The 12,177-nt window shown below is 36.2% G+C and carries 15 protein-coding genes; 4 read left to right on the top strand and 11 right to left on the bottom strand.

What is annotated here, in order from left to right; genetic code table 11:
• Window positions 1-47 precede the first annotated feature (47 nt).
• Window positions 48-746 carry a DUF2225 domain-containing protein gene (locus MHH85_RS01870; RefSeq protein ID WP_340705786.1) on the top strand — a complete coding sequence of 233 codons (699 nt, stop codon included), beginning with the start codon at window positions 48-50 and terminating at the stop codon, window positions 744-746.
• An 83-nt stretch (window positions 747-829) separates the two neighbouring features.
• Here MHH85_RS01870 and MHH85_RS01865 read toward each other — a convergent pair whose 3' ends face one another.
• Window positions 830-1,051, bottom strand: a complete 222-nt coding sequence (locus MHH85_RS01865; protein ID WP_038188571.1) for a NifU family protein — start codon at window positions 1,049-1,051, stop codon at window positions 830-832.
• A 286-nt stretch (window positions 1,052-1,337) separates the two neighbouring features.
• Here MHH85_RS01865 and MHH85_RS01860 point away from each other — a divergent pair, with 286 nt between their 5' ends.
• Window positions 1,338-1,670: a YuzD family protein gene (locus MHH85_RS01860; protein WP_193740837.1), complete on the top strand. Its 333-nt coding sequence runs from the start codon at window positions 1,338-1,340 to the stop codon at window positions 1,668-1,670.
• A 60-nt stretch (window positions 1,671-1,730) separates the two neighbouring features.
• On the opposite strand, the gene MHH85_RS01855 is transcribed toward MHH85_RS01860, so the two are convergent.
• Window positions 1,731-2,798, bottom strand: a complete 1,068-nt coding sequence (locus tag MHH85_RS01855; protein ID WP_053418627.1) for an NAD(P)/FAD-dependent oxidoreductase — start codon at window positions 2,796-2,798, stop codon at window positions 1,731-1,733.
• Between the two features lie 155 nt (window positions 2,799-2,953).
• Between MHH85_RS01855 and MHH85_RS01850 the strand changes: the two genes are divergently transcribed.
• Window positions 2,954-3,190 (top strand): YuzB family protein, encoded by a 237-nt coding sequence (locus MHH85_RS01850; RefSeq protein WP_193740838.1) that lies wholly within the window; start codon window positions 2,954-2,956, stop codon window positions 3,188-3,190.
• Window positions 3,191-3,242: 52 nt separating this feature from the next.
• On the opposite strand, the gene MHH85_RS01845 is transcribed toward MHH85_RS01850, so the two are convergent.
• Both MHH85_RS01845 and MHH85_RS01840 read right to left on the bottom strand, forming a co-directional pair.
• Window positions 3,243-4,007 (bottom strand): TIGR01457 family HAD-type hydrolase, encoded by a 765-nt coding sequence (locus MHH85_RS01845; protein WP_340705785.1) that lies wholly within the window; start codon window positions 4,005-4,007, stop codon window positions 3,243-3,245.
• A complete protein-coding gene (locus tag MHH85_RS01840; protein ID WP_193740840.1) occupies window positions 4,004-4,456 on the bottom strand; it encodes a DUF86 domain-containing protein in 453 nt (150 codons plus the stop codon). The genes MHH85_RS01845 and MHH85_RS01840 overlap by 4 nt, the downstream gene beginning before the upstream one ends.
• A gap of 89 nt (window positions 4,457-4,545) precedes the next feature.
• Between MHH85_RS01840 and MHH85_RS01835 the strand changes: the two genes are divergently transcribed.
• Window positions 4,546-4,812: a DUF3055 domain-containing protein gene (locus tag MHH85_RS01835; protein ID WP_053418631.1), complete on the top strand. Its 267-nt coding sequence runs from the start codon at window positions 4,546-4,548 to the stop codon at window positions 4,810-4,812.
• A 689-nt stretch (window positions 4,813-5,501) separates the two neighbouring features.
• On the opposite strand, the gene MHH85_RS01830 is transcribed toward MHH85_RS01835, so the two are convergent.
• The 7 genes from MHH85_RS01830 to MHH85_RS01800 form a co-directional block, all read right to left on the bottom strand.
• Window positions 5,502-5,897: a YutD family protein gene (locus MHH85_RS01830; RefSeq protein ID WP_340705784.1), complete on the bottom strand. Its 396-nt coding sequence runs from the start codon at window positions 5,895-5,897 to the stop codon at window positions 5,502-5,504.
• 14 nt (window positions 5,898-5,911) lie between these two features.
• Window positions 5,912-6,847 carry a lipoyl synthase gene (gene lipA / locus MHH85_RS01825; protein ID WP_193740842.1) on the bottom strand — a complete coding sequence of 312 codons (936 nt, stop codon included), beginning with the start codon at window positions 6,845-6,847 and terminating at the stop codon, window positions 5,912-5,914.
• 175 nt (window positions 6,848-7,022) lie between these two features.
• Window positions 7,023-7,787: a sporulation protein YunB gene (gene yunB / locus MHH85_RS01820; protein WP_227752131.1), complete on the bottom strand. Its 765-nt coding sequence runs from the start codon at window positions 7,785-7,787 to the stop codon at window positions 7,023-7,025.
• 42 nt (window positions 7,788-7,829) lie between these two features.
• Window positions 7,830-8,933, bottom strand: a complete 1,104-nt coding sequence (locus MHH85_RS01815) for an HD-GYP domain-containing protein (RefSeq protein ID WP_193740843.1) — start codon at window positions 8,931-8,933, stop codon at window positions 7,830-7,832.
• 57 nt (window positions 8,934-8,990) lie between these two features.
• Complete coding sequence (locus MHH85_RS01810) at window positions 8,991-10,379, bottom strand: bifunctional metallophosphatase/5'-nucleotidase (protein WP_340705783.1); 1,389 nt, start codon at window positions 10,377-10,379, stop codon at window positions 8,991-8,993.
• Window positions 10,380-10,397: 18 nt separating this feature from the next.
• Complete coding sequence (locus MHH85_RS01805; RefSeq protein ID WP_340705782.1) at window positions 10,398-11,219, bottom strand: sulfite exporter TauE/SafE family protein; 822 nt, start codon at window positions 11,217-11,219, stop codon at window positions 10,398-10,400.
• Window positions 11,219-12,076, bottom strand: a complete 858-nt coding sequence (locus tag MHH85_RS01800) for a DUF72 domain-containing protein (protein ID WP_193740845.1) — start codon at window positions 12,074-12,076, stop codon at window positions 11,219-11,221. The genes MHH85_RS01805 and MHH85_RS01800 overlap by 1 nt, the downstream gene beginning before the upstream one ends.
• Window positions 12,077-12,177: the final 101 nt, after the last annotated feature.

Raw genomic sequence — 12,177 nt, 5'->3', positions numbered from 1 at the left:
CTGGTATAATTGATTCATATATAGACATAGGAAATGAGGACTACATTATGGAAATTTCACCTTATTACGAGAAGCAAATAGACTGCATTCATTGTAAAAAGAAATTTAAAACAATTAAAGTGCGCTCAAAATTTATTAAGGTCAGTAATAGTGAAAGTGATTTTCATCCGTTATACGAAAATGATGTTAACCCTCTATTTTATCATGCATTTGTTTGTGAGCACTGCGGGTTTTCTTTCACAGAAGACTTTACAAAGTATTTTGGACCAAGCATATCAGAAGAGATTGATCAAAAAATCAGCTTACATTGGAAAAAACATTCATTTGAAAAAGAACGAACAATAGATGATGCACTACAAGCATATAAATTAGCACTTGTTTGTGGAAAAATAAAAAAAGAAAAACATATTACATTAGCGGGACTTGCATTAAGAACAGCTTGGCTATATCGTACACTTGAAAATAAAGAGCAAGAAAATCGATTTATGCTTATTGCACGAAATCAATATATAGACGCATTCTCCAATGGCGATTATAACGGTACTTCCATGTCGGAAGTTCGTGTTATATACATAATAGCCGAATTATCAAGAAGATTAGGAGAAAGAGAAGAGGCCATTCGCTACTTCTCTCGTGTTATAGAAAAACAACGTACTTCAAATGAAACAAAAATCATTGAAATGGCCAAAGAACAATGGCAAACCATGAGACATGAAAAGGAAATGGCTGAACGTACTGAAGCTTAATGATTCCTTTTATTATTTAAACTTATCTATAAAAAAAGAGCCTTCTAAAAGAGGGCTCTTTTTTATCTCTATACGGTTGTTGCTTAGAATACTTGTTCTACCTCAATAACACCTGGTACTTCTTCTAATAACGCGCGTTCAATCCCTGCTTTTAAAGTGATTGTAGAACTTGGGCAGCTTCCGCATGCGCCTAGTAAACGTAATTTTACGATACCATCTTCTATATCAACTAATTCACAGTCTCCTCCATCACGAAGAAGGAATGGGCGTAATTTATCTAAAACTTCTTGTACTTGTTCTTGCATATTCAATCGACTCCTTTCCTTATAATTATTATAATATCAGACGAACACAAAGGAAAGTAATTAAAATGCTCAATTAATGGTATAACAATATTTTAATTAGTACCCACTCCCAAAATACTATTCTACCTTCACCTTTTTATCTACTAAGCAATTCCGATGTTCTTTAATAATAGATAATCTTTAATAGTTTAATATTGTAAGTGACAATCTTACCGTTTATCTTTATATTTATATGTAAGTACATATGGAAAAATTTTAATATTATGAACGAGAGGATGAATTGTAAGTGACAGTACAAACAATTGCAATCGAAATATACGGGGCTAGTATCATGTGTGCAAGCTGTGTTAATGCACCGTCTTCAAAAGATACTTATGAGTGGCTACAAGCCGCTATTGATCGTAAATATCCGGAACAACCTTATCAAATCACATATATCGATATAGAAAATCCTATTGAGGATGAACGCCGTAATCAATGGGCAGAACGAGTAAAAGATGATGAGTTTTTCTATCCATTAGTATTAATTAATAATGAAATTATTGGCGAGGGCTACATCCAGTTAAAGCCTGTTTTTAAGGAGCTAGAGAAATTAGGCTTTGAACCGATTGAAAAATAAATACAATAAAAAGCTGTCTCACTGTATAATGTTTTATCATTGTACGTGAGACAGCTTTTTTTAACCGTTTTGACGTTTGTACATCCACAACAAGCCTGATTTCATCAAGCGGGCAATACGACCTGTTACAGTCTTATCTGCTAAATAAACGAAACCTTGTTTCTTTCCTAAAGAGCCCATAAAGCCTTTTAGCTTAATTTCTGGCATTTTCTCCGGAAGAGCTTCATTTTTCCAACGCAATTTTAAAATACGAACAATATGTTCCGCTTGCTCTTCAGCTAACTGTGCACTTGGACCAAATTGTGAGGCTGCGCAATCTCCAACCACATAGACATGTTCATCATTTGGTATATTCATATATTGTGTTATAACTACTCGACCAGTTCGATCAGATTCTAGACCTAAGTCACGGACTACCTTAACTGGTTGAATACCCGCCGTCCAAACAACTGCATCTACTGGAATTTGTTCTTCATGATTATGTAGCATATGTTGTTCTACTTTTGTAATATTCGAGTTCGCAATAACTTCAACATCATTATTATCGAACCACTTTTTAACATAATTACTTAAACGTTCTGGGAAATCTTTTAGAATACGAGCGCCACGATCAAATAATTTAATTTTAAGATCCGCGCGACTCTCTCGTAATTCACTTGCTAATTCAATACCACTTAATCCTGCACCTACGATTCCTACGACAGAACCAGATGGAAGGCCACAAAGAGCGTTATAAGCTTCACGTGATTTAGCCATTGTCTGGATGCTGTATGAAAATTCATCCGCACCAGGTACACCGTGATATTTATCTTCACAACCTAGACCAATCACTAAATCATCATACGCTACACTATTGCCACCTTCTAATAGTACGGCTTTGTTAACTGTATCAATTTTTTCAATTTCTCCATAAACGATCGATAACCGCTCATTTTCAGGGAAACTTACACGAATATGTTTCTCAGGTGTTGTACCTGCAGCTAAAGCATAAAAATCGGTTTTCAAGCTATGGAATGGTGCACGGTCTACTAGAGTGATTTGTACATCTTCTGGTAAATTGTTTGGTAATAAACGCAAAAGAATACGCATATTACCGTAGCCACCGCCTAATAAGACTAATTTTCTCATAGTAATCTCCTTCTTCTTACAATATTACATATCGTTTCATTTCAAAACTGTCCACTAAGAGTATAAACGATTGTGAGAAGTTTCACAATATAGACTCGAAAATTGACGAATGAAAAAAAAAATAGTAGCATTTCGAGTAGTGAGGTGAAGCGCACATGAATCCGCTTGTTGAGTTTTGTGTTAGTAATTTAGCAAATGGCTCCCAAGATACATTTGAAGTGCTAGAAATGGATCCTAATATAGATGTTTTAGAATATGGCTGTTTAAGCTATTGTACGAAATGCTCTAATTCTTTATACGCTCTTGTAAACGGCGAAATGGTTGAAGCTGAAACGCCGGAAGAATTAACAAAAAAAATCTATGAATTTATTGAAGAGAATCCTTTATTTTAACCAAAAAAGTCGCAAGCTATGTGAATTAACGACATAGTTTGCGACTTTTATTTTACAATTGCCAATCGAGTAAACTATTAATGCAGTAAGTTGGTTGGATTTCCTTTTTCAATACAGATTCAGTAGGTGTTACTCCAGTATTCACGTGTAATGTATCTATACCAAAGCGAATTCCTGCTAATATATCCGTATCATAATTATCACCAATCATAAGCATATCCTCTTTTTCAAACCCATTCAATTGCTGTAAAATTGCTAGCATATGAGGATGTGGTTTCCCTATATACGTAGGTTCCACACCTGTCACATTATGAATTAACTCTGCAATTGATCCATTTCCTGGTGCAAATCCTTTTTCACTTGGAAATTTTATATCACCATTTGTCGCTACAAATTCTGCACCATTTTGTATAGCATAGCAAGCATTTTCTATTTTAGAATAATTTAATTCCAGATCAATACCTTGCACTAACACATCCGGTTGTTCAGATGTGAACGTAATATTTTCAGCAAGTAGAGCTTCTCTTAAGCCATCTCCACCTATCATTTGCACTGTTGCATCTGGATAGTGATTGCTAATATATTTTGCAGTTGCAATAGCTGAAGTTAAAATATGTGCTTCAGGTGCACATATCCCCATTTTCAATAGTTTTTGCTGTAATTGTTTTTGCGTCATACGTGCATTATTGGTGATATAGAAAGGTTCTATGCCTTTCTTTTGTAATGCATGAATAAAAGCTACAGCAGAAGGAATAGGCTCAGTTCCCTTATACACAGTCCCATCTAAATCGAAACAATAGGCTTTGTATGCTTTCATTTTTGTACCTCTGGAATGAATGCAGAAACTGGACCTAGCTCATTTACTAGATAATGCTCTACTTTTGGTGCAAATGCTTTAATGGCATCCATATTATTATTTAATACAACTACTAACTCTTCATCATTTACTTCTAAAATATCACGCACAAGTGCACGTCGTAAGCCAATTAACTCTTTTAATGGCTGATCCATTTCAGCTGTAATGACTTTTTCATCGACTAAAATATCAATTATATCTTCATAACTTCCAGGATCACGCATAATAAAACCATCAATCATGGAATTACCCACATCAATTATCGCTTCGATTAATGTATTCGCAATACGCTCCAAAGCCAATTTACGGATATCATCTGATAACCAGTCTTTTTGGCCTTCAAAAACCACTATTAATGAATTCATATATTCAAGATTTTTTATTATTTTTTTACGATCAACGAAATACAAAGTACTTCCTCCATTCAAATTATAAAAGTTGATAGTCTACTCCTTTCTATAGTACCATATCTTTAGAATCGGAAGGAGTTGCACACGCAATGGAAAGATTTTTCTTATACGACGATGTCGAAGATACAAAGACTCGTTTCGTTAGCTTCACAGGCGAATCGCAACGCTATGATTTAGCTATTTTACAAAGCGGACGCTTTTTTGGAAAAGTGCTCGTTTTAGATATGCAACTCGGCCGCTTTGCTATTCTCGGCTCAGACGACCTAGAAGAGCCAGGATACTTAGAACAAGTATACAACCGTCCAGAAGACGAAGCACAAGAACTACGAGAATACCTACATGAATTAATTGGGTAACCCTAAATGCTGAAGGCGCTCGTCCAACGGCGACAAGCATTGGAAGGCTCGAATCAAAAGCATCACTTCAGCTTTTGACCGAGAGACTAAAGTGACCTCGAGGGGCTGGCCGCTGAAGCTGGATATACCTTAATGCTTCAGGCGCTCGTCCAGCTGCGAGGTCGTTGGAAGACGGAAGCCAAAGTCGCTCTTTGACTTTGAGCGCCCGACTGAAACGACCCGAGCAGCTAGCGCCTGAAGCTGGATATACCTTAATGCTGAAGGCGCTCGTTCAACTGCGAGGTCGTTGGAAGGCGGAAGCCAAAGTCGCTCTTTGACTTTGAGCGCCCGACTGAAACGACCCGAGCAGCTAGCGCCTGAAGCTGGATATACCTTAATGCTGAAGGCGCTCGTTCAACTGCGAGGTCGTTGGAAGGCGGAAGCCAAAGTCGCTCTTTGACTTTGAGCGCCCGACTGAAACGGCCCGAGCAGCTAGCGCCTGAAGCTGGATATACCTTAATGCTGAAGGCGCTCGTCCAGCTGCGAGGTCGTTGGAAGGTGGAAGCCAAAGTCGCTCTTTGACTTTGAGCGCCCGACTGAAACGACCCGAGCCGCTAGCGCCTGAAGCTGTATAACACCCCTTACCTCATAACTCTAACTTAACCATTTCAAATCAAAAAAATACTAAAAAAAAACATCAATTCCAGCTATTATAGCTCGGAATTGATGTTTTTTTGTTCTTCTTGAATTGCTTCAGTGATAATGATCTCTGGCTCATCTAATGTTTCAGATTCTACCTCTTCAATCACTGCTTCTTTTACAGGAATCGGCGCTTTACCCGTTTTCTTTAGTACAAAATAAGCACATCCAAAATTACAATATTCGTATAAATAATCTTGTAAAGTACTTATTTTCGTATCGAAAGAAGCCTTTTGATTTTTGTCATCAAAAAAGCCTTTTAAACGTAATTGGCCATAGCCCCAATCACCAACAATATAGTCATACTTCGTTAAAATATCGCTAAATCGTCCAAGAAAAGCCTCTTCTTGGAAACCCTCTCGATAGTCCGTTAATACATCATACGCCATTCGTTCTGCAATGACCATGTTACCACCATCCGTTAGTTATTCGTGATAGCGCTTTTTTCTTCGCCAAGCAGTTGTTTTTGTTTCGCTGCTGCATTTACTTGTTCATCGGCATGATAGCTACTACGCACCAGTGGACCAGCTTCACAATGAGAGAATCCTTTACTCATCGCAATTTTACGCAGTTTACCGAATTCTAATGGTGAATAATATTTTTTCACAGGTAAATGTTTTTTTGACGGTTGTAAATATTGACCTATCGTCATTATATCTACATTATTTGCGCGTAAATCGTCCATTACTTCAATTATTTCTTCTTCTGTTTCTCCAAGTCCCAACATCAAAGATGACTTTGTTGGAATCTCAGGTTGCATTTCTTTTGCACGACGTAAAAATTCTAATGAGCGATCGTATTTAGCTCGAGCACGAACTCTTGGTGTTAAGCGTTTAACTGTCTCGATATTATGGTTTAAAATATCAGGTTTCGCATCCATTAATATGCGTAAATTTTCTTCAATCCCACCCATATCTGAAGGTAAAACTTCAATTGATGTGAATGGGTTTTTACGACGAATTGCACGAACAGTTTCTGCAAACACTTCTGCTCCTCCGTCTTTTAAGTCATCACGTGCTACTGCAGTTACAACGACATGTTTTAAGTTCATAATTTCAACTGAATCCGCTACGCGTTCTGGTTCTGCTGTATCTAATTCATTTGGAAGACCTGTTTTTACTGCACAGAAGCGACATGCGCGTGTACATACAGCTCCTAATATCATAAATGTCGCTGTACGTCTTTCACCCCAGCATTCATGAATATTTGGGCATCTGGCTTCCTCACAAACTGTATGTAAGTTCTTTTCTCGCATCAGTTTCTTTAGGCCTTTATAGTCGTCGTTAGTATTTAGTTTGATTTTTAGCCAATCCGGTTTTCTTATATGTTCTTCTTTAGTTGGTTTACATGATGTCATTGAAGATTCGTCTCCCATCATAAGGCTTATTTATATATTGTAGTACTTTTGTCAATGTAACATAATAAATAGTTTCAAACAACCTTCGATTACTAATATTGTCAAAATATTTCGCTATACCCGGCACTAAGTAAATATTAATTTAAATGAAATGAAAAAGGAAATTAATTATCTCTTAGTTCATTTTAATTGGTACCTCAACTGATGGTTGCGTACCTCCACCTGTCGTATAAATATTAGGTACTGTTCCCTTAAGCATACCAATAGCAACTGGAATTCTTTGCTCTACTGTGGTTGATTTACTAGCAAATGGAACGATGACTTGAACATTTACTGATAAGTGAATTTGTACTTTCACGAGTGCATTATTAATACCAAATTCCTCAATATCCGTTTCTACGTTTGTATTTATTTTGCCTATAACATGAAAACGAATAGGGATTTTAGGCCCTAAATTCCCTAACAAAGGCATATTAGTTGCCTGCCCAATTGGAACAAAAAAGACAACTCCACCATCTTCTTGCATTGCATTGGCGTCATATTCAATATCATCGAATTTCGGCAATTTACTTAAATTCCCTGATTCTGCATCTTCAAGATGCTCTTGTACTAGCGTATACGTTTCCGCCATAACACGATTAATAATTTCTGAATTAAACTTTGTCATTTTAGTATCTTCGCCTGGTACTTCTTCTATTATATCATTGACATCAAGAACATTTGCAGTTCTTGAGTTTATCGCCTTACTAATAACTTCAGATGCTATTCGATTCGTTTGGACTTCTGCATATCGCAAATATATTGGCATCAGTCTTACATTCACTAAGTAAAATAAGAGAGCAATCATCCCCAAAAAGCTTAAGATAAAAATTGGTAATAGTCGAGAGCGTTTTTGTCGTTTTTGCACTAACAATCTACGTCTTTGTTTTGGTAAACGCAAAAAAATTCCCCCTAATCATAAGCTATGACTAAGGGGAATTATTTATTCATTATGTACGAGGTATTCCACCTCAACCTGATGGATGTAAGCAGTTGGTTCATCTTCCAAACAACATTCATATGTTGCTGGCAATATTTCACCATTCTCTTCAAAAATGCGAACCCAAGGTTTATCTGTAAATTTATGATTTTGTTTTGAGACAATTCCTCGGCGACCATCAGAAAGTAAAACGACAGTTCCGTTCGGATATATGGCGATGCATTTTTGAAATGCTTTTACAACCTTCTCATCGTATAATGTACCGATACCTTGCTTAATTATTTCCATCCCATGTGATGGCAACATTTTCTTTCGATATACGCGATTAGAAGTCACTGCATCAAATACATCGGCGACAGCAATAATTTTAGCATATGGGTGAATTTCAAAATCAATCAACCCACGTGGATAACCGCTACCATCAAGTCGTTCGTGATGTTGGAATGCACAATGTGCTGATAATAAAGAAATAGTATGTAAGTTTCTTAATAAGTCAAAGCCATACTTTGCATGAAGTTTCATTGTATCGTATTCTTCATTTGTTAAGCGCCCAGGCTTATTTAAAATCTCAAGTGGGATTAGCATTTTACCAACATCATGTAACATGGCACCAATCCCAATTTGGCGTATTTCATCTGATGTATATTTCATCTCTCTAGCAATCGCAATAGAATAGATTGCCACTTGTAATGAGTGTTGATAGATATATTCATCATATATAAATGCGTCACTCAAAACTGTAATCATTTCTTCACTATTTATAATACTTTCAAGTAACTGCTCTATAATACATCCGAAATGTTTGGACTGTTGATCTAAACAATAGGTTAAATCTGCATTTTTTTGATTTTTCAACATTTTGAAGGAATCTGTAATTTTATCAACAGCTTTTCTTCTTATGTGTATAGGCACAGCTTCAACTATATTAATATCATGAGAAATTTCATCGTTAATATATACATATTGAACATTTAATTGTAAAAGTCGGTCGGCTATTTGATTTGATGCTACGACCCCTTCATGTAGTAAAGGTCTTCCAGCCTCATTCCAAATTGTTCTGCCGATCACCATTCCAGGTTGCAACACTTTAGTTGAAATCAGCCTCATACTATTTCCCCATTCGTAAACATAATCTATTCTCTATATATTGACTCATATAAAACTTTAATCAGGTCTTTCTGAATTTTCCCCTTTGAAAAATTCAAGTCCATACAGAATTAGAATATCACGTAAAAATTGAGGTAACAAGTATGTTTTTGGTGTATTTTTGAAATCGGGAAAGAAATAACCAAAAGTATACATATCTAAAGTCACAAGCTTGTAACTTTTTTTCAAATCCGCTATACGTCCCTCTATTACTAACTGCCCCATATCGTTCACTTCAAATTGATAGTTTAGCATCTTACCCATCACTACACCTCTAAACCCTAAGCCCTTCACTTCTCTTCTTGGCCAATCTACATTTTGTGCTTCAATATACACTTCTTTTAAACGCTCACCAGTAAGCTCAATTACACAAGCGTTGATTGGGTGTGGAAGCATACTGTGTATATCATTAGCTGTCACTCTGCCTTTTGGAAGTCCATTTAAGAAAATTCCTGCATTAAACAAAGCACAATCAGCATTTGAAAATTGTAATAGTGCCTGGGCAAATAATCGTGAGAGATTTGAATGATGGTACCATTCCTTATTATAATAACGGTCTGTATAAAATACAGGTACATCAAGTAGTTTACGCCCTCGTCGTTCAAGACCTACTACTATCTCTTTCTCATTGTCTACAGATGCAAGATCTATCGTTCTGTGAAGCATCGTTTTTTTCTTCACAACTTTTTTTATATCCGTATCAAATAGTATCTCAGTATGCCCTACAAATAATCCGAATTTTCCTCCACCAGTTAACATCACATCATTCACTATTTTACCTTCATGCAAAATATGATGCGTATGAGCTCCGAAAATAACATCGATTTCAGGGCATTGTTCTGCTAATGACATGTCGTCAGACAAACCTAGATGCGACATACAAACAAGCACATCCACTTGATCACGTAACTCATCTACTTGTTTTTTCAATACTGTGAGTGGCTCTAATACTTGCCATTCAAGTTGCTCATAAAATGAATAAAATGGTGCTGTAGCCGCAATAATACCTACTTTTGCACCAGCTGTTGTGTTATAAATTTGATAAGGCTTTGCCCAATGAGGCAACTCACCATCATTATTGTGCAAATTTGCTACTAAGACATCGAATTTCGCATCTTTATATAACATATTCAATTCGCTATTCGATAAAGTAATACCTTCATTATTACCAATCGTTACAGCATCATAATTTGCATCATTTAATAATTCCACATTCCCTTTACCCAACGTCGCCTCAGTATAAACATTCGAACGATCCATAAAGTCCCCTATATCAAGAACAAAGCAAGTATCACCTGCATCTATATGCCACTTCTTTCGTGTCATAAGAAATTCATGAGTTCGAGGCCAATGTTCAAAATGGCTATGGACATCATTTGTATGATAAAAATGGATTGTTTCTAGCATAATATCCCCTCTTTACATTCAGATTAGTCCATCTATGATTGAACGAATTCCGAGAAGTAATAAAATTATTCGTAAAAAGAGCACTAATGTATCTGATTTAATACGCTTATTAAGTGCTGCTCCAAATTTCGCCCCTATATAAGCCCCTGGAATGACAGGAATCGTATATAACCATGGAACATTCCCTAAATATATATGGCTAGCTGAGTTAACGATAGACGATAAAAACACCATGAACATGGATGTTGCCACAGCCACATGGGGAGGGAATAAAAATAACAAAATCATTGCAGGAACAATCATTGATCCTCCACCAATTCCAAATAACCCTGAAGCAAAGCCAATTGCAAAAGTTAATAACAATGCAAACCAAATAGGATAGCCATAAACAAAACTTTTACCTTCTTGGTCGACAAAAGTTCGCTTCTGCCCATTTTCAACAAACCATTTAACTGGTTTTAATTTATCTTTCACAATTAAAATTGTCGCTATTATAATTAATAAAATACCAAAATATAAATTAAATGATGGCAAATCTAATCCTTTATTTACCCAAGCACCAAAAATCGTCCCAGGAACACTCCCAGCAAAGAAAATTACGCCACTTTTATAGTCAACTGTTTTCGATTTCATATATGATAATGTAGATGCTAATCCAGTGAAAATCATCATAACTACAGATAGACCTACTACTTTTTGTGGTGTTATATCCGGCATTAAACCGAGTGTGAGACCTACGAAAAGTGTTGCTGGTACTAATATAACACCCCCACCTAAACCTACTAAAGCGCCAATTAGCCCTGAACATAACCCAATTACAGCAATTAAAATATATTCCATTACGATTCTCCTTCAAAAAAATCTAATTGTTTCGGAGATAATCCTTCATATTGTACGCCCAACATTTTTTTTAGTTGTTTAGCATTTTTTGCTGCATCATTTCCGGAATTATTATTAAACAACACAAACACATCTTTTGCCTGCTGTTGTAACGCTACAATATGTTTTTGTAATCCCTTTAATTCTTCTTCATTATAGTTATACAAGAAACGAATTTTACGCCATTCTTCATTATTTCCTGGATTGCGCCAACCATGCACATTACGACCATGAATCCGAACAAGGACACGTTCATTTGTCGCTTTTGGTACTAGTGGAACTGAACCTTCACCTGCCTGTGGCTCATCACAAACTGTATGTATTAAACCCTCTTGACGTAAGAAATTCAATGTACCGTCCATGAATTTTTCGCTATACCAAGTGCGATTTCGAAACTCAATCGCTACAGGGAAATTCTTTAATTGTTGCTTCACATAGCGAATATAAGTAACATTTTTTGTTTGACAGTCAAACCATGGCGGGAACTGTACTAAAATCATAGCAAGCTTTCCTGCTTGTTGAAAAGGTATAATCGCGTCTTTAAATGCCTCAAACATATCTTCCTTAGTTTCATAAGGATTATCCTGCCTCAAATGACCTGTCATGCCTTGATAAGCTTTTACAACAAACTGAAAATGATCCGGTACTTCTGCAATCCACTTTCTCACATTAGTTTCAGACGGAATAGAATAAAATGACGTATCTACTTCAACAACAGGAAAGTGTCCACTGTAATCAAATAACTTATCACGAGCTGTAGACAACGGACTATATAGATCTGGATGATCTCCCCATCCAGTTAAACCAATATGTATCATCTCATATCCCCTCATTAACAGACGTTTAGTTTATGATAGCATAACATTCTACTGTGTTAGAACAGATTCACTCTTACCTTCTTATGCATTAATCACTCTAA

It is taken from the genome of Viridibacillus sp. FSL E2-0187 (assembly GCF_038006425.1).
Taxonomy (GTDB): Bacteria; Bacillota; Bacilli; order Bacillales_A; family Planococcaceae; genus Viridibacillus; species Viridibacillus arvi.
This window is presented reverse-complemented; position numbering and strand designations above follow the sequence as displayed.

Excerpts from the sequence above, each read along its gene's own strand:
- MHH85_RS01870 (WP_340705786.1), top strand. The coding sequence starts at position 48 with ATGGAAATTTCACCTTATTACGAGAAGCAAATAGACTGCATTCATTGT.
- MHH85_RS01865 (WP_038188571.1), bottom strand. The coding sequence starts at position 1,051 with ATGCAAGAACAAGTACAAGAAGTTTTAGATAAATTACGCCCATTCCTT.
- MHH85_RS01855 (WP_053418627.1), bottom strand. The coding sequence starts at position 2,798 with ATGAGAAAATTAGTCTTATTAGGCGGTGGCTACGGTAATATGCGTATT.
- MHH85_RS01850 (WP_193740838.1), top strand. The coding sequence starts at position 2,954 with ATGAATCCGCTTGTTGAGTTTTGTGTTAGTAATTTAGCAAATGGCTCC.
- MHH85_RS01845 (WP_340705785.1), bottom strand. The coding sequence starts at position 4,007 with ATGAAAGCATACAAAGCCTATTGTTTCGATTTAGATGGGACTGTGTAT.
- MHH85_RS01835 (WP_053418631.1), top strand. The coding sequence starts at position 4,546 with ATGGAAAGATTTTTCTTATACGACGATGTCGAAGATACAAAGACTCGT.
- MHH85_RS01830 (WP_340705784.1), bottom strand. The coding sequence starts at position 5,897 with ATGGTCATTGCAGAACGAATGGCGTATGATGTATTAACGGACTATCGA.
- lipA (WP_193740842.1), bottom strand. The coding sequence starts at position 6,847 with ATGACATCATGTAAACCAACTAAAGAAGAACATATAAGAAAACCGGAT.
- MHH85_RS01815 (WP_193740843.1), bottom strand. The coding sequence starts at position 8,933 with ATGAGGCTGATTTCAACTAAAGTGTTGCAACCTGGAATGGTGATCGGC.
- MHH85_RS01810 (WP_340705783.1), bottom strand. The coding sequence starts at position 10,379 with ATGCTAGAAACAATCCATTTTTATCATACAAATGATGTCCATAGCCAT.
- MHH85_RS01805 (WP_340705782.1), bottom strand. The coding sequence starts at position 11,219 with ATGGAATATATTTTAATTGCTGTAATTGGGTTATGTTCAGGGCTAATT.
- MHH85_RS01800 (WP_193740845.1), bottom strand. The coding sequence starts at position 12,076 with ATGATACATATTGGTTTAACTGGATGGGGAGATCATCCAGATCTATAT.